Annotated in this window: 21 protein-coding genes; 8 read left to right on the top strand and 13 right to left on the bottom strand. The window is 69.6% G+C overall.

Annotated elements, in window-relative coordinates; genetic code table 11:
• The 3 genes from cobA (at nucleotide 1) to asd (ending at nucleotide 3,168) form a co-directional block, all read left to right on the top strand.
• Entirely contained in the window at nucleotides 1-894 is an 894-nt protein-coding gene (gene cobA, locus dqs_RS18220; protein ID WP_065341338.1) for a uroporphyrinogen-III C-methyltransferase, read from the top strand.
• Entirely contained in the window at nucleotides 891-2,186 is a 1,296-nt protein-coding gene (locus dqs_RS18215) for a cobyrinate a,c-diamide synthase (RefSeq protein ID WP_065341337.1), read from the top strand. Before cobA ends, dqs_RS18215 begins: the two co-directional genes overlap by 4 nt.
• 115 nt (nucleotides 2,187-2,301) lie before the next feature.
• Nucleotides 2,302-3,168: an archaetidylserine decarboxylase gene (gene asd, locus dqs_RS18210; RefSeq protein ID WP_011767271.1), complete on the top strand. Its 867-nt coding sequence runs from the start codon at nucleotides 2,302-2,304 to the stop codon at nucleotides 3,166-3,168.
• Here asd and dqs_RS18205 read toward each other — a convergent pair.
• Nucleotides 3,165-3,992 (bottom strand): DUF2145 domain-containing protein, encoded by an 828-nt coding sequence (locus dqs_RS18205; RefSeq protein WP_011767270.1) that lies wholly within the window; start codon nucleotides 3,990-3,992, stop codon nucleotides 3,165-3,167. The genes asd and dqs_RS18205 overlap by 4 nt on opposite strands.
• Nucleotides 3,989-4,456 (bottom strand): hypothetical protein, encoded by a 468-nt coding sequence (locus dqs_RS18200; protein WP_041642834.1) that lies wholly within the window; start codon nucleotides 4,454-4,456, stop codon nucleotides 3,989-3,991. Before dqs_RS18200 ends, dqs_RS18205 begins: the two co-directional genes overlap by 4 nt.
• A gap of 157 nt (nucleotides 4,457-4,613) precedes the next feature.
• Between dqs_RS18200 and dqs_RS18195 the strand changes: the two genes are divergently transcribed.
• Nucleotides 4,614-6,104, top strand: coding sequence for a carboxypeptidase M32 (locus tag dqs_RS18195; protein ID WP_065341336.1), 1,491 nt, complete (start codon nucleotides 4,614-4,616; stop codon nucleotides 6,102-6,104).
• A gap of 3 nt (nucleotides 6,105-6,107) precedes the next feature.
• Here dqs_RS18195 and leuE read toward each other — a convergent pair whose 3' ends face one another.
• Nucleotides 6,108-6,764, bottom strand: coding sequence for a leucine efflux protein LeuE (leuE, locus tag dqs_RS18190; protein WP_065341335.1), 657 nt, complete (start codon nucleotides 6,762-6,764; stop codon nucleotides 6,108-6,110).
• Between the two features lie 61 nt (nucleotides 6,765-6,825).
• Nucleotides 6,826-8,121 (bottom strand): acetyl-CoA hydrolase/transferase family protein, encoded by a 1,296-nt coding sequence (locus tag dqs_RS18185; protein ID WP_065341334.1) that lies wholly within the window; start codon nucleotides 8,119-8,121, stop codon nucleotides 6,826-6,828.
• 298 nt (nucleotides 8,122-8,419) lie between these two features.
• On the opposite strand from dqs_RS18185, the gene dqs_RS21045 reads away from it, so the two are divergent.
• The 3 genes from dqs_RS21045 (at nucleotide 8,420) to dqs_RS18170 (ending at nucleotide 11,180) form a co-directional block, all read left to right on the top strand.
• On the top strand, nucleotides 8,420-9,295 hold the full coding sequence (locus dqs_RS21045; protein WP_065341333.1) for a PEP-CTERM sorting domain-containing protein: 876 nt from the start codon (nucleotides 8,420-8,422) through the stop codon (nucleotides 9,293-9,295).
• A gap of 124 nt (nucleotides 9,296-9,419) precedes the next feature.
• Complete coding sequence (gene yghU / locus dqs_RS18175) at nucleotides 9,420-10,295, top strand: glutathione-dependent disulfide-bond oxidoreductase (protein ID WP_065341332.1); 876 nt, start codon at nucleotides 9,420-9,422, stop codon at nucleotides 10,293-10,295.
• A gap of 75 nt (nucleotides 10,296-10,370) precedes the next feature.
• Complete coding sequence (locus dqs_RS18170) at nucleotides 10,371-11,180, top strand: SAM-dependent methyltransferase (protein ID WP_065341331.1); 810 nt, start codon at nucleotides 10,371-10,373, stop codon at nucleotides 11,178-11,180.
• A gap of 106 nt (nucleotides 11,181-11,286) precedes the next feature.
• On the opposite strand, the gene dqs_RS18165 is transcribed toward dqs_RS18170, so the two are convergent.
• A complete protein-coding gene (locus dqs_RS18165) occupies nucleotides 11,287-12,801 on the bottom strand; it encodes an aminotransferase-like domain-containing protein (protein ID WP_065341330.1) in 1,515 nt (504 codons plus the stop codon).
• A 184-nt stretch (nucleotides 12,802-12,985) separates the two neighbouring features.
• Between dqs_RS18165 and dqs_RS18160 the strand changes: the two genes are divergently transcribed.
• Nucleotides 12,986-13,495: a hypothetical protein gene (locus tag dqs_RS18160; RefSeq protein ID WP_065341329.1), complete on the top strand. Its 510-nt coding sequence runs from the start codon at nucleotides 12,986-12,988 to the stop codon at nucleotides 13,493-13,495.
• Nucleotides 13,496-13,835: 340 nt separating this feature from the next.
• On the opposite strand, the gene dqs_RS18155 is transcribed toward dqs_RS18160, so the two are convergent.
• The 8 genes from dqs_RS18155 to dqs_RS18120 all read right to left on the bottom strand — a co-directional run bounded on the left by dqs_RS18155 (nucleotide 13,836) and on the right by dqs_RS18120 (nucleotide 20,805).
• Nucleotides 13,836-14,228, bottom strand: a complete 393-nt coding sequence (locus tag dqs_RS18155; RefSeq protein ID WP_065341328.1) for a (2Fe-2S) ferredoxin domain-containing protein — start codon at nucleotides 14,226-14,228, stop codon at nucleotides 13,836-13,838.
• Nucleotides 14,225-15,193 carry a precorrin-3B C(17)-methyltransferase gene (gene cobJ, locus dqs_RS18150; protein WP_084018660.1) on the bottom strand — a complete coding sequence of 323 codons (969 nt, stop codon included), beginning with the start codon at nucleotides 15,191-15,193 and terminating at the stop codon, nucleotides 14,225-14,227. Before cobJ ends, dqs_RS18155 begins: the two co-directional genes overlap by 4 nt.
• Complete coding sequence (locus dqs_RS20945; RefSeq protein ID WP_065341781.1) at nucleotides 15,190-15,591, bottom strand: cobalamin biosynthesis protein; 402 nt, start codon at nucleotides 15,589-15,591, stop codon at nucleotides 15,190-15,192. The genes cobJ and dqs_RS20945 overlap by 4 nt, the downstream gene beginning before the upstream one ends.
• Before the next feature lie 8 nt (nucleotides 15,592-15,599).
• A complete protein-coding gene (locus dqs_RS18140; RefSeq protein ID WP_065341327.1) occupies nucleotides 15,600-16,376 on the bottom strand; it encodes a cobalamin biosynthesis central domain-containing protein in 777 nt (258 codons plus the stop codon).
• 289 nt (nucleotides 16,377-16,665) lie between these two features.
• A complete protein-coding gene (gene cobI, locus dqs_RS18135) occupies nucleotides 16,666-17,625 on the bottom strand; it encodes a precorrin-2 C(20)-methyltransferase (RefSeq protein WP_236778704.1) in 960 nt (319 codons plus the stop codon).
• A complete protein-coding gene (locus dqs_RS18130; RefSeq protein ID WP_065341326.1) occupies nucleotides 17,615-18,925 on the bottom strand; it encodes a bifunctional cobalt-precorrin-7 (C(5))-methyltransferase/cobalt-precorrin-6B (C(15))-methyltransferase in 1,311 nt (436 codons plus the stop codon). Before dqs_RS18130 ends, cobI begins: the two co-directional genes overlap by 11 nt.
• Nucleotides 18,915-20,123: a cobalt-precorrin-5B (C(1))-methyltransferase gene (locus dqs_RS18125; RefSeq protein WP_065341325.1), complete on the bottom strand. Its 1,209-nt coding sequence runs from the start codon at nucleotides 20,121-20,123 to the stop codon at nucleotides 18,915-18,917. Before dqs_RS18125 ends, dqs_RS18130 begins: the two co-directional genes overlap by 11 nt.
• A gap of 4 nt (nucleotides 20,124-20,127) precedes the next feature.
• Entirely contained in the window at nucleotides 20,128-20,805 is a 678-nt protein-coding gene (locus dqs_RS18120) for a precorrin-8X methylmutase (protein ID WP_065341324.1), read from the bottom strand.

The following is a 20,805-nucleotide window of genomic DNA, read 5'->3' as shown; positions in this document are numbered from 1 at the left end:
ATGACGCATTCCCGCCTGCGCAATCCGCGCCCCGGCCCGTTGCCGGGTCATGTCTACCTGGTCGGCGCCGGCCCCGGCGATCCGGAACTGCTGACGCTGCGCGGTGCGCGCCTGGTCGAGGGCGCCGACGTCGTGGTTTATGACAACCTCGTCAGCCCGGCGATCATCGACCTCGCGCCGGCCCGCGCGGAACGCATCTACGTGGGCAAGAAGGCGGCCGACCACACCCTGCCGCAGGACGAGATCAACCAGCTGCTGGTGAAGCTTGCCGGCGAGGGCAAGCGGGTGGTGCGGCTGAAGGGCGGCGACCCCTTCATCTTCGGCCGTGGCGGCGAGGAGATGGAGGTGCTGGTGGCCGCTGGCGTGACCGTGGAGGTGGTGCCGGGCGTCACCGCGGCGGCCGGCATCGCCGCCTACGCCGGCATACCGCTGACGCACCGCGAACATGCGCAGTCCGTCGTGTTCACCACCGGCTTCCTGAAGGACGGTGCGCTCGATCTCGACTGGCCGATGCTGGCGCGGCGCGGGCAGACGCTGGTGATCTACATGGGCATTTCGCGGCTGGCCGAGATCTGCGCGCAACTCGTCGCCCATGGCCTGCCGGCCACCACGCCGGCCGGCGTCATCGAGCGCGGTACCACCGCGGCGCAGCGCGTGGTGACCGCGGACCTGATGACCCTGCCCGCGCGCGTGACCGAGGCCGGCATCCGTCCGCCCGCGCTGACCATCGTCGGTGACGTTGTCGGGCTGTACCCGCGCCTCGCGTGGTTTTCCGCCGCGCCGCCCGAAGGCGAACCGCATCTGGCGCATGCCGGCTGCAGCGCGGTGCATGCCGGGCAGGTCGCGGAGGGCCTCGACGGCGACGCCGCGGCCGGGCGCGGGGACGCGTGTTGAGCGCCGCACGCCGCTGCCCCGCGCTGTTGGTCGCCGCGCCGGCCTCGGGCCAGGGCAAGACCACGGTCACCGCGGCGCTTGCCCGGCTGCACACCCGGCTCGGGCGCCGCGTGCGGGTGTTCAAGTGCGGGCCGGACTTCCTCGACCCGCAGATCCACGCGGTGGCGAGCGGGGCGCCGGTGTACAACGTCGATCTCGGCATGTGCGGCGAGGCCGACATCGCGGCGCGGCTCTACGCCGCGGCGGGCGAGGCCGACCTGATCCTGGTCGAAGGTGTCATGGGCCTCTACGACGGCGCACCCTCTGGCGCGGACATCGCCTGCCGCTTCGGCATTCCGGTGATGGCGGTGATCGACGCGCGCGCGATGGCGCAGACCTTCGGCGCGATCGCACACGGGCTGGCCACCTTCCGCGCCGGCCTGCCGTTTGCCGGCGTGCTTGCCAATCACGTAGGCAGCGAGCGCCACGCCGACATCCTGCGCGCGGCCTTGCCGGACGGCATGCGCTGGTTCGGCGCGGTGCTGCGCGATGCGGAGGCGGCGCTGCCCGAACGCCATCTCGGCCTGATGCAGGCAGCCGAGATCGACGACCTCGGAACCCGGCTCGATCGCATGGCCGACAGCCTGGCGCGCACCGGCGCCGCCGAGCTGCCGGCCGCGGTCGAGTTTCCGTCCGTCCCGGCGGAAGCGCTTCCGCCGCTGCTCGCGGGGCGCCGCATCGCCATTGCGCGCGACGCCGCCTACGGCTTCATCTACCCGGCCAATGTCGACACGCTGCGCGGGCTGGGCGCCGAGCTGGCCTTCTTCTCGCCGCTTGCCGGCGATCCGCTGCCGGCCTGCGACGCGGTCTGGCTGCCGGGCGGCTATCCCGAACTGCATGGCGCGGCGCTCGCCGCCAACACCGGCTTCTGGTCCGTCCTGCGCGCGCACGCCGACGCTGGCCGGCCGCTGCTGGCCGAATGCGGCGGCATGATGAGCCTGTTCGAGGCGGTGGTGGACAAGGCCGGCGCCGAGCACCGCTTCGGCGGACTGCTGCCGGGACGCGCGGTGATGCAGAAGCGGCTCGCCGCGCTCGGCATGCAGGAAGCCGAGCTGCCGGAAGGGCGGCTCAGCGGCCACACCTTCCATTATTCGAAGAGCGAGACGCCGCTTGCGCCGCTGCTGCGAGCGCGGCGCCCCGATGGCGGCGAGGGTGAAGCGATCTACCGCCGCGCTGCGGTCACCGCCTCGTACGTGCATTTCTACTTCCCGTCCAATCCGGTCGCGGTGGCGCGCCTGTTCGGCGCCGGCTGAGGCGGGGGGCGGGGAACCGCGCGGGGTGCGGCGCGCTCCCACCTGCGGATGCGCCCGGATGCGGGCCGCATCGCCGCTATAATCCGCCGCTTCGTCCAGCCCGAGAGCCCGCAAGGTGTCCGACCGACTCGCCGTCCTGCCGCAGTACCTGCTGCCCAAGCAGCGCCTGACCCTGTTCATGGGCAGACTTGCCGGCGCCCGCGCCGGCTCGCTCACCACCGCGGTGATCCGCTGGTTCATCGCCCGTTACGGGGTGGACATGAGCGAGGCCGAGAATCCGGACCCGGCCGCTTACGCGAGCTTCAACGAGTTCTTCACCCGCCCGCTGCGCGCCGGTGCGCGTCCGCTGGCGCAGGCGGATTTCATCTGCCCGGTGGACGGCGCGATCAGCCAGTTCGGTGCGATCGAGCGCGACCAGATCTTCCAGGCCAAGGGCCACCGCTACACCACCACGGCGCTGCTGGGCGGCGACCGCGAGCTGGCGACGCATTTCGACCATGGCCACTTCGCCACCCTCTACCTCAGCCCGCGCGACTACCACCGTATCCACATGCCTTGCGCGGGGCGGCTGACGCGGATGATCCATGTGCCGGGCGAGCTGTTCTCGGTTAATCCCACCACCGCGCGCGGCGTGCCCGGCCTCTTCGCCCGCAACGAGCGGGTGGTGTGCGTGTTCGACGGCGAACACGGTCCCTTCGTGATGGTGCTGGTCGGCGCCACCATCGTCGGCAGCATGGCCACGGTGTGGCACGGCGTGGTCAATTCCCCCCGCCCGGGCATGATCCGCGACTGGCGCTACCCGGAAGGCCAGGTGGTGCTGGGGCAGGGCGAGGAGATGGGCCGTTTCCTGCTCGGCTCCACCGTGGTGATGCTGTTCCCGCAGGATTGCCTCCGCTTCAATGCGGAGTGGGCGCCGGAAAAGGCGATCCGGTTGGGCGAGAAGATGGGCGATCTTTTCTCCTGCACCCCGCAGGCCGTCTAAGGCGCAGCTGTCGCTTCGGCGTCCGGCAGGCCGAAGTGCAGCAGCGGGTCCGGCCCGCTGCGCGCCGGGTCCAGCCGCGCCTGCAGGAAGCCGAAGATCGAATCCACCGTCGCCACCTCGATCTGCCCGCGCCAGCGCTGCGCGGGTGGATGGTCGTCGAACGAGACGATGTCCTTCAGCACCCGGCCGCCCAGTCGCTTCAGCCAGCCGATATCGAGCGTGGTCGGCCTGTAGCCGGCGCTGCGCAGCCAGCTTTGCGCGGTGTCGCGCGACACCACCGCGCCCTCCGGCGCCATCGCCACCGCCAGGGTTTCGATGATCCAGCCGTTGCTGTTCTGGTATTTCGACGAGAACGGATATGCCGTCAGCCGGTATTCCGCGCCATGGGTCATCAGCGCCGCTTCGGTGGTCAGCACCGGCAGCAGCCGCGTTTCCAGTTCTGCCGGCAGCCGGTAGGCCACGCTGCGATAGGCAAACAGGTCGTCGCCGTAGAAGTTCGCCAGCCCCTGCACATGGACGGCCGAGGTCGCGGTGCCGCACAGGTTGAGTTCATGCACCACCGACCAGCGCCCGCGCGGATGGTCGCGCACCGCGAAGCCGGCGTGCGACCAGGTGAGGCCGTAATCGGACAGATCCTGGCCGATGCGGGCAAGCAGCACCACGCGGGCGTCGGTCTTGTCGAGTTCGGTGCGGGCAAGCTGGGCGAGGGTGAAGGCTTTCGATAGCACCTCCACGTTGGTCAGGGGGACGCAGCGTTGGCCCGCGTCAGCGGCGGCACTCAGCGCGACCGCGGCGATCAGCAGCGCGGATCGAAGGCCCTTCATTGGACAACGCCAATACGTTGGCTGTGGAGGAGGTCGGAGGAGTCGGGGAGCGCGACGAAAAACGCCAACTTCGCCTCTGTCATTTTGACGATCAGTCCGGCTGGCTGTGGCACCACCTCGGCGGCGTCGCCGACCCGGATTTCCTTGCCCTCCAGCGCCTCGTTGGGGATCTCCAGCGCGAGCATCGCATCGTTGGCCTTGTTTCTTAAATGGACCGTGGTTCTGCTCTGCTCCGTCCTGACCAAGTCGACCAGTGCGTCCGAGAGTCCGCACCAGCCTTGGTCGGAGAGTTCGGCCGAAAGAAGGATCGTGAAAAGCAGCGACACCCCGGAATAGTAGGAGGGCGCTTCGGAAGGCGAGTCGGGCCCCCTGAGCCCCGTCATGAAGAAGGCGGCGGCAGGTAGTGCCTGCAAGGCAATCGCCGCCGCAAGGATGCGCGCTACGGTGGCCATGTGAGTATTCATCCAATGCTCCTTGGTGTATGTCAAATGAATAACTCGGCATTGTACTCTCGGATGAAAAACGGGGCGACAGGTTTGCCAGCCCGGCCAGGAGTCGTATTCCGTGGCTGCATCGGCCTACCATTACTCAGACAACTTCAATCGAGCCCGGACTTCAGACATGCACACCGCTTACGCCGAACTCACGCGCCACTACCTCCGCCTCTACCGCTACGACCACCTCGCTTCCATCGTGGGCTGGGACCGCAACGCGATGATGCCGCCCAAGGGCAATGAAGCCCGCGCCGCGGCCGAGGCCGAGCTGCAGGCGCTGATCCACCGCGGCCGCACCGATCCGCGCCTGGCCGAGCTGATCGCCGCCGCGGAAGCGGAGCCATTGGACGACGTCGAGCGCGCCAACCTGCGCGAGATTCGGCGCAACTGGCAGGACGCCAACGCGTTGCCGGAAGCGCTGGTGGAAGCCAGGTCGCTGGCCGGCGCGCGCTGCGAGCACGCCTGGCGCAGCCAGCGCCCGGCCAACGACTGGACGGGCTTTCTGGTGAACTTCCGCGAGGTGGTGCGCCTGTCGCGCGAGGAGGCGCGGCTGCTGTCCGGGCACACCGGCTTGTCGCCCTATGACGCGCTGATGGACCGCTTCGAACCCGGCATGCGTGCGGCGGAGATCGAGCGCATTTTCGGTGAGGTGCGCAGCTGGCTGCCCGGGCTGATCGCGCGGGTGGGCGAGAAGCAGCGCGCCGAGCCGGTGATCGCCCCGGTCGGGCCTTTTCCGGTGGCGGCACAGCGCGCGCTGAGCGTCGCGGTGATGCGGATGCTGGGTTTCGACTTCGACGGCGGCCGGCTGGACGAGAGTGCCCATCCCTTTTCTGGCGGCGTACCCGAGGACGTGCGCCTCACCACCCGTTATCACGAGGACGATTTCACCCGCGCGCTGCTCGGCACCATCCACGAAACCGGCCACGCCCGCTACGAGCAGAACCTGCCGCGCGCCTGGTGCGGGCAGCCGCTCGGGCTGGCGCGCTCCTACGGCATCCACGAGAGCCAGAGCCTGTCGTTCGAGATGCAGCTGGCGCGCAGCCGTGGCTTCGTCGGCCTGCTGGCGCCCTTGCTGCGCGAGCATTTCGGCGACCAGCCCGCCTTCGACGCGGACAACCTGTACCGGCTGTTCACCCGTGTGAAGCCGGGCTACATCCGCATCGCGGCGGACGAGGTGACCTATCCGGCGCATGTCATCCTGCGCTTCGAGATCGAGCGCGCGCTGATCGAAGGCGAGATCGAGGCGGAGGACATTCCGGCGCTGTGGGACGAGAAGATGCAGGCCCTGCTCGGCCTCGACACCCGCGGCAACTACGCCGACGGCTGCCTGCAGGACGTGCACTGGACCGACGGTGCCTTCGGCTACTTCCCGAGCTACACCTTGGGTGCGATGTACGCCGCGCAGTGGTTTGCCACGCTGCGCCGGGTTCAGCCGGATGTCGATGGACGGATCGCGCAGGGCGATTTCGCCCCGGTGTTCGGCTGGCTGAACGACAACATCTGGTCGCAGGCGAGCCGCTGGGAAACCCCGGAACTGGTACGGCGCGCGAGCGGCGAAGCGCTCAATCCGGCGCATTTCCGCGCCCACCTCGAGGCGCGCTATCTCGGCGGGGACTGAATCTCAGCCCAGCGTTGCGTTGGCGAGCTTGGCGCTGAAGCCGATGAAGAGGCCGCCCACGCTGCCGGTTGCCGCGGCCGCCAGCCGTTGGCGACGGCGGAACAACTCGGCCAGGCGGGCGCCGCCGAAAATCAGCGCAGACAGGTAGGCGATGCTGCAGACCTGCACGATCACGCCGAGGATCAGGAAGGTGAGCGCGGGCCAAGCGTAGCCCGGATCGACGAACTGCACGAAGAAGGACACGAAGAACAGGATCGCCTTCGGATTCAACAGGCTGATCAGCAGCGCGGTGCGGAAGGGGCGGGCGGCGTCGGGCACCGGCGTGGCCGCCGTGCTGCCGGACTGCGCCGCCCGTTGCCGCCAGCCGGCAATGGCGGCGCGCAGCAGGCCGATGCCGAGCCAGGCGAGATAGCCCGCGCCGGCGTACTTCACCACCATGAACAGCGCCGGCGTGGTGTGCAGCAGCGAGGCCATGCCGGTGGCCGACAGCAGCATCAGCACCGTATCGCCGACGAAGATGCCGAACGCGCCGCGGTAGCCGGCGGCAATGCCGTGGCGCGAGGCGACCGACATCACGTAGAGCGAGTTCGGCCCCGGCAGCAGCACGATGAAGATGGTGCCGAGCAGGAAGGTGAGCGGATCGGTGATGCCGTAGGACATGGAGACGCCCGCAGTAGGGTGGCCAGCGAAGGCGACAGTCTACTGCGGGTGTCGGTGCCGCTTACAGCAGCTTGATGCGGCGCGCCTGCTCGCGCAGCTCGGCGCGGAAGTCGGGGTGGGCGATCGCGATCAACGCCTCGGCGCGCTGCTTGGCGCTCTTGCCGCGCAGCTGCGCCACGCCGTACTCGGTGACGACGTAGTTGATGTCGTTCTTGCCGGTGGTGACGTGGGTGCCGGCGGTGAGCGTCGGCACGATGCGCGAGATGGTGTCGTCTTTGGCGGTGGACGGCAGCACGATGAAGGCCTTGCCGCCCTTGGAGCGGTTGGCCGCGCGCACGAAATCCACCTGGCCGCCGGTGCCGGAGTAGGGCGTGGAGCCGAGGCTTTCCGAACCGCACTGGCCCAGCAGGTCGATCTGCAGCGTGGCGTTGATCGCGCACAGGTTGTCGTTGCGCGCGGCGATGTAGGGATCGTTGGTGAAATCGACCGGGTGCATCTCCAGCGCCGGATTGCGGTGCAGGTGGCGGTAGAGCTTGCGCGAGCCGAGCGCGAAGGTCGCCACCATCTTGCCGGGCATGAAGTTCTTGCGGCTGTTGTTCACCGCGCCGGATTCGATCAGCGACAGGATGCCGTCGCCGATCATCTCGGTGTGGATGCCGAGGTCGTGCTTGTGCTGCAACTGCATCACCACCGCGTCGGGAATGCCGCCGTAGCCGATCTGCAGCGTGGCGCCGTCGTCGATGAGGTCGGCGACGTACTTGCCGATCGCTTCCTGCACCGGACCGATCTTGGGCAGGCCGACTTCGAACAGCGCTTCATCGCTCTCCACCAGGCCGGAGACCTGCGAGATGTGCACATGGCAGTCGCCGAAGGCGAAGGGCACGTTGGGATTCACTTCCAGCAGGATCACCCGCGCCTTCTTCACCGCCGCCATGGTGTAGTCCGGCGCCAGCGACAGCGAGAAATAACCGTGATCGTCCATCGGCGAGGCCATCGACACGACGACGTCGGCCGGGGTCAGGCCGCGGTCGATCAGCAGCGGCAGTTCGGAGAAGTAGTTGGGGACGAAATCCACCCAGCCTTCCTGGCCGCCCGGGCGCGAGGCGCCGCCGTAGAAGTAGGCGCTGTGGCGGACGTTGGCCACCGTGCCGGCGTCGTAGTACGCGTACTTGCGCAGCGGCAGGATCTGGCTGACCACCACACCGTTGAGCGACTGACGGCGTTCCGACAGCGCATGCAGCAGCGCGGGCGGCTCGCCGACGCCAGTGGGCACCACCACCGTGTCGCCGTCGCGGATCAGGCCGGCTGCGTCGGCCGCGGTCATGCGTTTGCTGGCGTAAAGATCTTGCGGGCTCATCCTCTTCCTCTCCTTGCTTATAGATGTTGTGTATCTCCGGATAAGGATTATACGTAGCTTCCATACGAACGCGTATGGACTGCGCAGCGCGGCCGTCCTGTGTCGGCATTTTTTACAGTTGAGAGCCTCAACTTGTAAGCAAAATTTGCAAGCGTCTGCTTACAAAGCAGAAAAAAATTCAGGCACGGTTGATGCTTTATGTGACCCCGGATTTAGCTTCGACATATATCTTTCGGCATAACCACAAAGTCCAGTCTGCAAACGAAGAACTACGTCACGGACCACAGGAAATAGTCAGATGAAAAACAAGCTCCTCGCGATGGCCTCCACCGTCGCCCTGCTCGGTGCCCTCCCGTATTCCGCGGCGCATGCGGGCTTCACCACGTGTAGCACCAGCGACGTGAAGGTGACCACGGTGCTGCTGTCGACCGACACCACCTCGGACATCACCAAGCCCAACCTGCCTTCGCCGATCAACTCGTTCGATTGCGCGGGCGGTTTTGCGGGCAACGACATGCCGAAGCCGTCCCAGGAGGCCGACGGAAATCTCGGCTACGCGGGCGACGGCCTGCTCAACGGCGCACCTCAGCAGGGCGGCCAGGGTGGCGGCGTCCTGTTCCCGGGCGGCGCCTTCATCAGCGACACCTACCCGCTGTCGGATCTCGACAAGGACGGCGAGGTGGACGACCCGGGCTGGATCATGCTCGGCCGCATCGACTTCGCGAAGGATGGCTCCGGCACCTTCAAGCCGATGCTGATCGGCGGTGACGACAGCATCGTCTGGGCCAGCTTCTTCACCGTGAAGAGCAATGGCGACGGCACCGGCACCTGGGCGTTCACCCCGGATCCGGACGTCGCGAAGCGTGCTTTCGACATCCTGGGCAAGAACTACTTCGACCAGTTCGCCCTGATCTTCAAGCAATCCACCGCGTTCGCCGCCTACGACTTCACCGCGGCCCAGTTCGGCATCGAGCACCCGACCGCCGACATGACCCCGCTGCACTTCGGCGGCACCTTCGACATCTCGAAGACGCTGGGCAAGGGGCTGTCGCACGTCAGCCTGTGGGCGCGCGACCCGTCCTTCGGCATCACCACGGTGCCGGAACCCGGTGCGCTCGGCCTGCTCGGCCTTGCCACGCTCGGCCTCGCTTTCGCCCGTCGCAAGCGCGCCTGATCGCGTTTCCGGCATCGCTGCAAAACGGCCTCCCTGCGGAGGCCGTTTTTCTTTTGGCTGGGCGATACTTGCGGGACGAAGCGGCGGCAGACGACCGCTGCCGACCCCTGACGAGGAGCCAACGATGAGCAATCCAAGCTATACGCCCCCCAAGGTGTGGACCTGGGAGGCGCCCAGCGGCGGCAGCTTTGCGTCGATCAACCGTCCGGTGGCCGGCTCCACCCACGAGCGCGCCTTGCCGGTGGGGCAGCATCCGCTGCAGCTCTACTCGCTCGCCACCCCCAACGGCGCCAAGGTCACCATCCTGCTGGAGGAGCTGCTGGCCGCCGGCTATGCGGGCGCCGAGTACGACGCCTGGCCGATCCGGATCAACGACGGCGACCAGTTCGGCAGCGGCTTCGTCGCGGTCAATCCCAATTCCAAGATTCCGGCGCTGGTCGATCGCAGCCTCGATCCGCCGCTGCGCGTGTTCGAATCCGGCGCCATCCTGCTCCACCTCGCGGAAAAGTTCGGCGCCTTCCTGCCGCGCGACCTCGCCCAGCGCACCGAGTGCCTGTCGTGGCTGTTCTGGCAGATGGGCAGCGCGCCCTTCGTCGGCGGCGGTTTCGGCCACTTCTACGTGTATGCGCCGGAGAAGTACGAATACCCGATCAACCGCTACGCGATGGAGACCAAGCGCCAGCTCGACGTGCTCGACCGCCAGCTTGCGCGACACCGCTACGTCGCGGGCGACGCCTACACCATTGCCGACATCGCCATCTGGCCCTGGTATGGCGCGCTGGTGCGCAACGAGGTGTACGGTGCCGCCGAGTTCCTGGATGCACAGCACTACCGCAACCTGCTGCGCTGGGCGGACGAAGTGGCGCTGCGGCCTGCGGTGGCGCGCGGCCGCATGGTGAACCGCACCTGGGGCGATCCCGCGGGGCAGTTGCACGAACGCCACGCCGCCAGCGATTTCGACCTGCGCACGCAGGACAAGCTGGACGCCTCCCGGGGCTGAATGCCGGCGGAGGCCGTTTACAATGCGGCCGCCCGCGACGGGCACCGGGCTGCGCCCGCGTCACCTCTCCTCGCCATGACCGACACCTCCGCCCTGCCCACGCTTTCCGATCATCTGGCCGTTTTCGGCATCCGTCCGGCACCGATGGCGGCGCTCGCGCCACGGGATGCCAAACGTCTCGCGCAACTCGGCAAGGCGGTCGACCGCGCGCGGCCCCGGCCTGCGGACGTGCTCGCCTTCTACGAGTTCATCGCGCGGCCGGACCTCGCCCCCTTGATCCATGCCGGCAAGGCGGACGCGATCCGCGTCACCGGCGAGTTCGTCGCCGCCCGGCTGGGCGGGGAGCGCATCCTCGACCTGGGCTGCAACATCGGCTACCTCACCAGCTGGTATGCGCGCTGCCGGCCCGGGGCCGAGGTATGGGGTATCGACGTCTCGCCGTCCAGCATCGAACAGGCACGGCGTTTTGCCACCCGGCTGGGGCTGGGCAATCTGCGCTACGCCGCCACCGATGCCCGGCGCTACGTCGCCGATCCGCCTTTCGACACCATCGTGGATACGCAGGGGCTGATCGAGCCGGATGTCGATCCGGCGCTGCTGCGCCAGCTCTTCGGCTGGCTGCGGCCGGACGGGCAGTTGCTGTGCGTGCCGGCGATCGGCAGCCTGGCGCGTTTCGAAAGCCTGCTCGACAAGCTGGATTTCGATGCGGTCGCGGTGCGCTCGCTGGATTGGCTGCCCTTTGTCGCGCAGGGGGAGCGCAGCGTGTATCCCGCGCTCGTCATGGCGCATGCAAGCGCGGGCGGGGGCGTGCCGCGCGCTGCGTTGGTAGCGGCGTTCCAGCAGGGCGTGGCGGATTTCGTTCGCCAGCGCGGCGCAGGCCGCTGACCCGCAGGGGTGAAGCCACGCAAGGCTTGCGGAGCAGCGCTCCGCGGCGCGTGCGTGAGTCTCGCGATATCGCCGAACGAAGCCGGCGTTCCGACCGTGGGCCGGCTCAGCCCGCCGCCGCAGCCCGGGCTGCGTTGTCGCCCGCTTCGGCCGCCAGCGCATGCGCAAGGCCGCCTAGGCGCTGCAGTGCCGCCGCCAGCGCGGGGGTGAAGGGCAGACCGCAACCCAGGCGGATGAAGTGATCGAAACGCGCCGAGTTGGAGAACATCGTGCCCGGCGCGATGCGGATGCCGGCCGCCAGGGCGTGTTCGAACAGGCGCCGCGACGATAGCTGGCCCGGCAGCTCGATCCACAGCATCGCCCCGCCGTCCGGCACACTCAGCCGGGTGGTGGCGGGAAAGCTCGCGGCGACCGCGTCGGCCATGCGTTCGCGCTGCTCGCGCAGGTGTTCGCGCAGGCGCTGCAGATGACGGTCGTAGGCGCTGGTGGCCATGAACTCGGCAGCGGCGAGCTGCGACCATTCCTCGTTGTGGCGGCTTTGCGCAAACTTCAGCATCGCCACCCGCGCCTGCCAGCGCCCCGCCGCCATCCAGCCCAGCCGCATGCCGGGGGCGAGCACCTTGTTGAGCGAGGCGCAGTGGATCACGTTGCCGCTGCGGTCCCAGGCCTTCAGCGCCTTCGGCGGCGTCGCCCGGCTGTGCATCTCGCGGTAGGGGTCGTCCTCGATCAGCGCAATGCCGTTGCGCTCGCACAGCGCCACCAGCGCGGCCTTGCGGCTGTCCGGCATGATCGCGCCGAGCGGGTTCTGGAGGTTGGGCACGACCACCACCGCCTTGATGTCGCCGTAGCTCTCGATCGCCAGCTCCAGCGCTTCCACCGAGATGCCGCTGCTCGGGCTGGTGGGGATTTCCAGCGCGCGCATGCCCAGGCTTTCCAGCACCTGCAGCAGGCCGAAGAAGGTGGGCGATTCCACCGCCACCGTGTCGCCGGGATTGGCGACCGCGCGCAGCGCCAGGTTCACCGCCTCGATGCCGCCGTGGGTGACGGTGACCTCGTCCGCGGTGACGCGGATGCCGGCTTCCAGCGCGCGGCGCGCGAGCACCGCGCGGAAGGCCGGGTTGCCGTTGGGCGAGCCGGGCGTGGTGAGCAGTTCCGGGTTGCGCCGCAGTGCGCGCAATGCGGCGTTCTTCAGCGCCTCGGTGGGGTAGTGCTCGGGCGCGGCGCTGGCGCCGCCGAGGTTGAGCGCATCCGGGCAGCGCAGGCCTTCGGCGACGATCGCCGACACCGTGGCGTGGATGCCGACAAAGGCGGCGGGGTCGGGCCTGCCGGCGGCGTCCGGTTCGGCGACGGGCGCTATCGCGCGCAGGCGGCGGCGCACGAAGTAGCCGGAGCGCGGCCGCGCCTCCAGCCAGCCCTCGTCCTCCAGGTGGCGGCAGAGCTGCAGCGCGGTGGACAGGCTGACCGCGTGGCGCTGCATCAGCGCCCGCACCGAGGGCATGCGGTCGCCGGGGCGCAGCGTGCCGTCCTCGATCGCGGTGCGATAACCGGCGGCCAGCTGTCTGTACAGCGGCTGGGCGGAGGCGGGCGGCGCGGGCGGGGGCGACAAGTCCATGAACACCATGATGGCGCCGCGGCGCGTGCGGCGACAGATACAGAGCGGGGCGAAACGGGCCGCAACAGCGGCGGTGATTCCGTGTCTGTTGCGCTTCACATTGTAGTGGGCTGTGCCTGTTGCGCCCGGCGGGCGAAACCTAGTCTGGCGGCACGTCGATCACACCGGGCCGCGCCCGGAACAGGAGCCCGCCATGTCTGCCTTCGAACGCCGCTTCGCACGTCGTCCCGCCGCTTCCAACGCCGCGCTGGTGGCGCTGTCGCGGGATAGTGCGACAGAGCTGGAATGCCGCGCCGGCACCCGCATCGTCGCAGTCGGCGGTGGCGTGACGGTGGCCTACCGGGATGCGGATGGCGTGTGGCTGGACGGCGGCTGGCCGCTGCGCCGGGTGGTGCTGGCCGAAGGCGACAGCCATGTGTTGTCGGGAGCAGCCACGGTGGCGCTGTGGGCGATGGACCGGGCCGGGCAGTGTCTGGTGGAGGTGCCGCGGCCGTGGTGGGTGAGGGTGGGTGATTGGGTGATGGGTATGCCGGCGGTGAGTGTTGGCGGGGGCCGCCCGGTGGATGGCGTAAGCGCGTCCCGGCCGGTGGAGCCTGCGCGGGCGGCGTATCTGGTGAAGGGGCGGCTGGCGGTGCGCTATGTGCAGGCAGGGTTTGCGAGCGGTGACCGGGTCGGTACGCGGGGTCGGGAGGCGAGGGGCTAGTCCTCCCCCCTCAACGAGAGATGGCTTTGTCCCTCCCCCTTCAAGGGGGGCGTAGCAGGGGTTTCGGCGAGCACTGCTCGCCGCCTGCGGAGCGGTGAGGCGGAGCCGAGACTACTTAGGAGGGGGATGGGGTTTGGCTTCCGGCGCTTACTAAACCCATCCCCACCCCAATGGAGTCTCCGCGTCGCTCCGCCGCTCCGGCGGCGAAGAGCGGTGCTCCGCGAAACCCCGTCTACGCCCCCTTGAAGGGGAGGGGGAAAAACTGCGCTGCGGTATGACTGACGGAAACCAGCGTTGGCTGAAACACCAGTCGCCGACCGCAGGTAAACAAGCCGACCGCTCAACCCTCGCCGCCATCCCCCAGCCCCGGCCCCCGGTGAAATACCAGTTCCTCCACCACCTCACCCCCCACCAGATGCCGATCCACGATGCGCTGCATGTTCTCGGGCGTGACGTTGTAGTACCACACGCCGTCCGGTTGCACGCACAGGATGGGCCCGCCCTTGCAGGCGGCGAAGCAGGATACCCGGGTGCGCTTCACGCGCAGTTCGCCCTGGTCCAGCCCGGCAGCCTTGAAGGTAGGGCCGAGGCTGTCGAACAGCGCCTGCGCCTCGCCGTCCGCGCTGCAGCGCGGGCCGGTGCACACCAGCAGGTGGCGGCGGTAGTGGCCAAGTTTGGGTTTGACGATCTCGGTGGCCGGCACGCCGCTGTCGGCCGCGGGGGAGGTGCTCATGCCGCCGGCTCCTCGACGCTGTCTTCAGCCTCGGCTTCCGGCCCTTCGGCCAGGGTGGCGACGATGTAGTCCAGCGGCAGGCGGTAGCGCGCGGCCAGTTGGGCCGGGGTTTCGCCGCTGCTGCGGAGGGTTTCCAGCCAGCCATTGAGGCCGGTGGAGAGCGAACGTCCGGCCTGTTCGCCGCTGCGCGCGGCGCCGTCGCCGGCGACGTCGTACTTGTTGGCGTAGCCGCGTGGGGTGACCATCAGGCCGTCGCGCACGAAGGTGCTGCTGTTGCCGATCAGCACCGTGGTGAGCATGCCGATGTCGCACTCGGTCATTTTCGCCAGCGTGCTGAACTCGATGCGCTGCTTGGGCCGGTAGGCGGACTTGACGATGGCGACCGGCGTATCTGCGTCGCGGTGGCGCAGGAAGAGGCGCTGCGCTTCGACGATCTGGCGCGTGCGGCGGCCGCTCTTGGGGTTGTAGAGCGCGGTGACGAAGTCCGACGCGGCGGCGGCGTCGAGCCGGCGCGCGATCACCGGCCAGGGCGTGAGCAGGTCGGACAGCGAGATCGCGCAGAAGTCGTGGGTGAGCGGCGCGCCGACCAAGGCGGCGCAGGTGTTCAAGGCCGAAGCGCCGGGAACGATCTCCACCTCGATCTCCGAGTCGGGCGTCCAGCCGGCCTGGAACAGCACCTCGAAGGTCGGCCCGGCCATGCCGTACACCCCGGCGTCGCCCGAGGACACCAGTGCCACCTTCCTGCCCTGGCGGGCGCGGTCCAGCGCCTCGATGGCGCGGTCGAGTTCTTCGGTCATCGACTTCTTGATGACTTCCTTGCCTTCCAGCAGGTCGGCCACCAGGCGGATGTAGGTGACGTAGCCGATCACCGTGTCGGCTTCGGCGATGGCGGCGCGGGCGCGCGCGGTGAGGTGGTCGTGGCTGCCGGGGCCGAGGCCCACCAGCATGATCTTGCCCTTGTTCATTGCGGGATCCTCGCGAGGGAAAGGGTGGCGTTCTTGCCGTCGGCGCCGCGCAGCTTGTGCTTTTCGACGACGAGGGCGGCGGGGTTGGCGGCCTGGCCGGCGGCGAGCAGCGCGGCGGCTTCCGACACCGATGGCGTGCCGGTGTACTTGCGCACCGTCTCCGACGGGTTGGGCACCGCGACCCGCGCCAGCTCGACGGCCGGGTAGAACTGGATGGACCAGCCGTGGCGGCGCGCGAGTTCGGCGAAGCCGGCTTCATCGGCCTTGAGGTCTATGCTCGCCACCGCGGCGATGTCGGCGAGGCTGGCGCCGAGCTGCGCCAGCGCTTCGTCCAGCGCCTGCTGCACGGTGGCGGTCGGCGTGCCACGGTCGCAGCCGAGGCCGAGGGCGAGCTTCATCGCCTTGCTCACTGCGCAGCCTGCGGCGGCCGGTAGATCACCGTCTTGCCGGCAAGCTGCGGCGCCAGCGCCGCCGGCAGCGGGCGGTGGCTGATCCACAGCACCGCGCCCCAGGCGGCGGGGTCGATGTCCTCGATGCGCGTGACATCCAGCCGGATGTTGGCCGGGAGCGGGCCGCTGCGGCCGTTGGCGTGGCGCGGCCACCAGTCGCAGCTGCCGGCCTCCTGCACTAGCGCCACAGGCTCGTCGTTCACCACGGCGGCGCTGGCGCGCACGATCTCGTCGTGCGTGGCTTCGAAGGTCCAGCCCAGTTCGCGCCCGAGCAGGTCCACCGCCAGGGTTTCGCGCGCGTCCGACGCGGTGGTCAGCACCGGCTGCGCGCCCAGGGTTTCGGCGAGCACGCCGGCCAGCGCGTTGGCGCCGCCGAGGTGGCCGGACAGCACCGGGATGGCATAGCGCGCCGCTTCGTCCAGCACCACCACGCCGGGGTCGGCGTCCTTGTTCTTGAGGTGCGGCGCGATCAGCCGCACCACCGCGCCGAGCGAGACGATGGCAACGATGCCGTCGAAGGCGGCGAACAGCGCCGGAATCTGGTCGCCGGTTTTGCCGGCGTAGCAGGCGGCGGCGCCGGGCGCGGCCGCAGCGGCTTCGGCGCGGAACTTGTTGGGCGCGAACAGGGCGGCACCGGGCAACGCGGCGACCACCTTGCCGGCCAGCGCGATGCCGTGGCGGGTGATGGAAACCACCGCGATGCGGTCGTTGGGGAAGGGCAGGTGTTGGGGCATGGTTTTCCGTGTTGTGGGCGCGGCGGTTAACAATCTGTGATGCGGGGGGAGTTGTTTTGCTCCCTCCCCTTCAAGGGGAGGGCTGGGGTGGGGATGGGGTTAGTGCGGCCCCAGTTCCAACCCCATCCCCCTCCTAACCTCCCCCTTGAAGGGGGAGGGACTACAAGCGCCCTCCCAGCCACTAGTCTCGGGTCCGACTCACCGCTCCGCAGGCTGCGAGCAGTGTTCGCCGAAACCCCTGTTTCGCTCCCCTTGAAGGGGGAGGAACCGGGGACGTCACCCCCGTCAATCAGCCGGGCGCCTCCTCTGCAACCACAACCGTCGGCTTCTTCCGACACCCCCGCTGCAACTCCCCCCGAATCCGCCCCGGATTGCGCACCAGCAGCAGCGACAGGTAATTCACCTTTTCGCCACGCAGGCCGGCGACGTCGTGCACCACCCGCTCTTCCGGCGACCCCACCTTCTCGACAAAGCAGGCCTGCCCAAGCAAACCGCGCGCGGCGAGCAGGTCGATCAGGTCGTCGAGCAACGGCTTCACCTTGAGCAGGATCAGCGTGTCGAAGTCGGGCAGCAGGCGGGCGATGACGTCGATGCCGTAGGCGGCGGGGACGACAGCGAAGGTGTCGTCTTCTTCCGCGAGCGGGCGCTGCACCCGCGCGGAAGCGGCGGCGAAGGAGCTGATGCCGGGGATGGTTTCCACGTCCACCGTCGGCGCCAGCTCGCGCACCGTGCGGGCGAGGTGGCCGAAGGTGGAGAAGGTGGAGGCGTCGCCCTCGACCAGGAACACCACGTCGCGGCCTTCGGCGAGCAGCGCCACGGTGCGGGCGGCGGCGCGCGCCCAGGCGCGGGCGAGCGCGAGCGCATCGCGCGTCATCGGAAACACCAGCGCTTCGGCGTCGCCCGGCACGGCAAGGCCGCCGCGGCGCACGATGTCGAGCGCGTAGGAGCCGCTTTCCGCCTTCTTCACCGGATAGGTCCAGCGCGCGCCCGACTGCAGCGCGGTCCAGCCGCGACGGGTGATGAGGTCGGGGTCGCCGGGGCCGAGCGAGACGCCGATCAGGCGGCCGAAGGTCGAGCCGGGGCGATGGGGGCTGTGCGGAATGTCGCGGGCGGCGTTGCCCACCGCGGTTGGGGCGGAGTGTGTCGAACGCCTGTCCTTCGCGCTGCCTGTTGGGTGGGCTGCGTCGGCCGAGGTCGCCGGGCCGGGCGGCACGTCCGGGGCCTGCCCGGTTGCGGGGTCAATTTTCATCGCGAGGGATTTCCGCTTGGAGTGCAGCCTTGCGCGCGCAGACGATCCACACCGGGTTCTGCGCGGCGAGGCGGTGCATGTCGAGGATGGGCTGGCTGCGCGCGGCCGACAGCATGGTCACGTCCCAGGCGGCGCCCGCCACTGCCAGCACCGTGGTTGCGGTGGTCAGGTTTTCGAGGGTGACGAAGTTCATCACCAGCCGCCCGCCCGGGCGCAGCCGCGCCAGCGCCAGCAGGATGAGTTCGGCCAGCTCGCCGCCGGAGCCGCCGATGAAGATGGCATCCGGGTCGGGCCAGGCGTCTAGCCCGTCCGGTGCCTTGGCCTGAATTAGGGTGTAGTTGCTGGCGCGCAGGCGGCGGGCGTTTTCGAGCGCGTTGGCGGCATCGGCGGCGTTCTTCTCGATCGCCCACACGTGGCCGTGGCGGGCGATGCGGCTGGCTTCCAGCCCGACCGAGCCGGAGCCGGCGCCGATGTCCCAGACGATGCTGTCGGCGGCAAGCCCGAGCTTGGCGAGCGACACCGCGCGCGCTTCCAGCTTGGTGATCAGGCCCTTCTCCGGCTGACGCTGGACGTAGTCCCTGTCGTCGAAACCGAACAGCGCGCGGCGCTCGGCCGGCGTGCGTTCAATGACGAGGATATTGGGATCGGGAAAGCGCATCGCCGCCGCGTCCGCGAGCGGGAGATCGCCGAACACCGCCTCGTCGGCCAGGCACAGGCGGGCGGCGACCGAGAGGCGCACGTCCTCGCCGTAACCGGCGGCGAGCAGCGCGCGGGCGATGCGGTCGGGGCTGTTGTCGGGGCCGGTGAAGGCGGCGACGCGGGGGTGTTCCGCCACCGCGCGCACCAGCTTGTAGAGGCCGTGATCGGGCGGGGCGCCGGGCGTCCACTCGCCGGCGTCGGCGCTGTGGCAGGAGGCAATCGCGATGTCCTGCCACGGCTTTTTCAGCCGCGCGCAGGCGAGCTGCATCGTCGATGGCGCCGGATGTACTGCGACGTTCGCCGCGCCAAGCTTGCCGATCAGGAAGCCGGCGATGCCGTGGCAGAGCGGGTCGCCGGTGGCGAGCACCGCGACGGCGAGGCCGTCCGCCTGGGCGTCGCGCACCCAGCCGGGCACCTTCGATAGCGCGCCGTCCATGTCGCGCAGCACGGTGGTTTCGGGCAGGAAGGGCGCGACCCGCGCCAGCGTGCGCGCGGCGCCGATCACCAGGCCGCAGCCGGCAAGGCGTTGGCGGGCGGCGTCGGTGAGGCCGGTCCAGCCGTCGTCGAGGATGCCGACGATGTGGAGAATTTCAGTCTGCATCGGGGTCTGTATCGGGGAGCGGGGCGTAGTCCGTGCCGGCCGGTGCGTCGTCATGCACCGTGACGACGGGCTTGCCTTCGAAATTGCAGGCCATCACCGACAGCCGGTGGGGGCCCGGGTAGCGCTGGCGCAGGCTGGTGATGGCGCGCTCGGCCAGGGCGCGGTGGAAGGCGACCGCGAGCCCGAGTTCGTCGAGTCTTTCGGCCGCGAAGCGGGCGGTTTCGGCGGCGCGGATTTCTTCCACCAGCGAGGGCGGCGCGCCGATCTCGATCGCGGCGCCGGCGATCAGCTCGCGGTCCACCTCTTCGCGCCAGGCGTGGGTCACCGACAGGCCCTGGGCGATCTTGGTGAGCTTGCCGACCATGGCGCCGACGATGATGTGCCGCATGCGTTGCTTCAGTGCGGTGGTGAAGGCGGCCTTGACGAAGTCGCCCATCTGCACGAAGCAGGCTTCGTCCAGTTCGGGGAATTCGCGCATCGCGCACTTCTCGGTGCGCCCGCCGGTGGTGAACACCACGCTGGTCTGGCCCTGGTTGGCGGCGACGTCGACGGCCTGGATCACGCTGGCGCGGAAGGCCGCGGTGGAGTAAGGCCGCACGATGCCGGTGGTGCCGAGGATGGAGATGCCGCCGAGGATGCCGAGGCGCGCGTTGAGCGTCTTCTTCGCCATCTCCTCGCCGCCCGGCACCGAGATCGTCACTTCCAGGCTGTCGCCGGCGGCGAGGATGGCTTTGCCGGCGGCGGCGACGTTGGCGGCGATGTTGCTGCGTGGCACCGGGTTGATCGCCGGACCGCCGACCTCCAGCCCCAGCCCCGGTTTGGTGACCACGCCGACGCCCGGCCCGCCCTTGAGGACGATGGCACCGCCGCCGCCGGGGATGCGGCGCACGTCGGCGGTGAGGTGGGCGCCGTGGGTGGCGTCCGGGTCGTCGCCGGCGTCCTTGATGCTGACCGCGTGGGCGCGGTCGCCGTCCACACAGCCGTCGGCGATGGCGAAGCGCACGATCTGGGTGTTGGGCAGTACGCACTCCACCGTGTCCGGCACCGCGCCGCGCACCAGGCCGAGCGTGGCCGCGGCGGCGGCGGCGGCGGAGTTGGCGCCGGTGGAAAAGCCGCTGCGGTTGCCGCGGTCGCGCTTGGGGTCGCCCTTGCGGATCTTCTCCTGGGACGCCGGCGAAAGCGCGTGGCCAGTGCTCATCGGCTCAGCGCCCCGCGCGCTGGCGTGCTTCGGCCAGCCCGAGCAAAGCGTGGATCGCCGCGACCACCAGCGTCGAGCCGCCCTTGCGGCCGCGGATCACGATCCACGGCACGTCGTCGAGTCCGGCCATCAGGTCCTTGGATTCCGCCGCCGAGACGAAGCCCACCGGCATGCCGACCACCAGCGCCGGGCGCGCGCCTTCCTCGCGGATCAGCCGTACCAGCTCGATCAGCGCGGTGGGGGCGTTGCCGATGCCGACGAGGGCGCCGTTGATCAGTCCCAGCCGGTGCGCCTTGCGCATCGCCTGCACCGCGCGCGTGGTCTCCTCCGCCTTCGCGCGGGCGATGACGTCGGTATCGGAAATGAATTGGTGGGTGCTGATGCCGAAGTGCGCCAGGCGCGAGGCCGACAGGCCGACGCAGATCATCTCGACATCGGCCACCACCCGCGAGCCGCCGCCGAGGATGGCGGCGAGCCCGGCTTCGACCGCCGCGGGGTGGAAGTCGGTGAGGCCGTTGAACTCGAAGTCGGCATTGGCGTGGATCATGCGGCGGACGATCGGCCACTGCTCCGCGCTGTAGGCATGGGCGCCGACCTCGGCATCGATGATGGCGAAGGAGTCGTGCTCGATGGCGCGGCCGGCGGCGGTGAGCTGTTCGGTGACGGTGTTGGCGGTGCTCAT

The organism is Azoarcus olearius (assembly GCF_001682385.1).
GTDB lineage: Bacteria > Pseudomonadota > Gammaproteobacteria > Burkholderiales > Rhodocyclaceae > Azoarcus > Azoarcus olearius.
Note: the sequence above shows the minus strand (reverse complement) of the source record. Positions and strands in the feature narration are given on the sequence as shown.

What these genes read in the sequence shown, in the direction of transcription:
- dqs_RS18200 (WP_041642834.1), bottom strand. Translation starts at nt 4,456, where the DNA reads ATGAATACTCACATGGCCACCGTAGCGCGCATCCTTGCGGCGGCGATT.
- dqs_RS20945 (WP_065341781.1), bottom strand. Translation starts at nt 15,591, where the DNA reads ATGAAGCTCGCCCTCGGCCTCGGCTGCGACCGTGGCACGCCGACCGCC.
- dqs_RS18170 (WP_065341331.1), top strand. Translation starts at nt 10,371, where the DNA reads ATGACCGACACCTCCGCCCTGCCCACGCTTTCCGATCATCTGGCCGTT.
- dqs_RS18205 (WP_011767270.1), bottom strand. Translation starts at nt 3,992, where the DNA reads ATGAAGGGCCTTCGATCCGCGCTGCTGATCGCCGCGGTCGCGCTGAGT.
- cobI (WP_236778704.1), bottom strand. Translation starts at nt 17,625, where the DNA reads ATGAAAATTGACCCCGCAACCGGGCAGGCCCCGGACGTGCCGCCCGGC.
- dqs_RS18130 (WP_065341326.1), bottom strand. Translation starts at nt 18,925, where the DNA reads ATGCAGACTGAAATTCTCCACATCGTCGGCATCCTCGACGACGGCTGG.
- cobA (WP_065341338.1), top strand. Translation starts at nt 1, where the DNA reads ATGACGCATTCCCGCCTGCGCAATCCGCGCCCCGGCCCGTTGCCGGGT.
- dqs_RS18120 (WP_065341324.1), bottom strand. Translation starts at nt 20,805, where the DNA reads ATGAGCACCGCCAACACCGTCACCGAACAGCTCACCGCCGCCGGCCGC.
- dqs_RS18125 (WP_065341325.1), bottom strand. Translation starts at nt 20,123, where the DNA reads ATGAGCACTGGCCACGCGCTTTCGCCGGCGTCCCAGGAGAAGATCCGC.
- dqs_RS18155 (WP_065341328.1), bottom strand. Translation starts at nt 14,228, where the DNA reads ATGAGCACCTCCCCCGCGGCCGACAGCGGCGTGCCGGCCACCGAGATC.
- dqs_RS18185 (WP_065341334.1), bottom strand. Translation starts at nt 8,121, where the DNA reads ATGAGCCCGCAAGATCTTTACGCCAGCAAACGCATGACCGCGGCCGAC.
- dqs_RS18195 (WP_065341336.1), top strand. Translation starts at nt 4,614, where the DNA reads ATGCACACCGCTTACGCCGAACTCACGCGCCACTACCTCCGCCTCTAC.
- leuE (WP_065341335.1), bottom strand. Translation starts at nt 6,764, where the DNA reads ATGTCCTACGGCATCACCGATCCGCTCACCTTCCTGCTCGGCACCATC.
- yghU (WP_065341332.1), top strand. Translation starts at nt 9,420, where the DNA reads ATGAGCAATCCAAGCTATACGCCCCCCAAGGTGTGGACCTGGGAGGCG.
- dqs_RS21045 (WP_065341333.1), top strand. Translation starts at nt 8,420, where the DNA reads ATGAAAAACAAGCTCCTCGCGATGGCCTCCACCGTCGCCCTGCTCGGT.
- dqs_RS18165 (WP_065341330.1), bottom strand. Translation starts at nt 12,801, where the DNA reads ATGGTGTTCATGGACTTGTCGCCCCCGCCCGCGCCGCCCGCCTCCGCC.
- dqs_RS18160 (WP_065341329.1), top strand. Translation starts at nt 12,986, where the DNA reads ATGTCTGCCTTCGAACGCCGCTTCGCACGTCGTCCCGCCGCTTCCAAC.
- cobJ (WP_084018660.1), bottom strand. Translation starts at nt 15,193, where the DNA reads ATGAACAAGGGCAAGATCATGCTGGTGGGCCTCGGCCCCGGCAGCCAC.
- dqs_RS18140 (WP_065341327.1), bottom strand. Translation starts at nt 16,376, where the DNA reads ATGCCCCAACACCTGCCCTTCCCCAACGACCGCATCGCGGTGGTTTCC.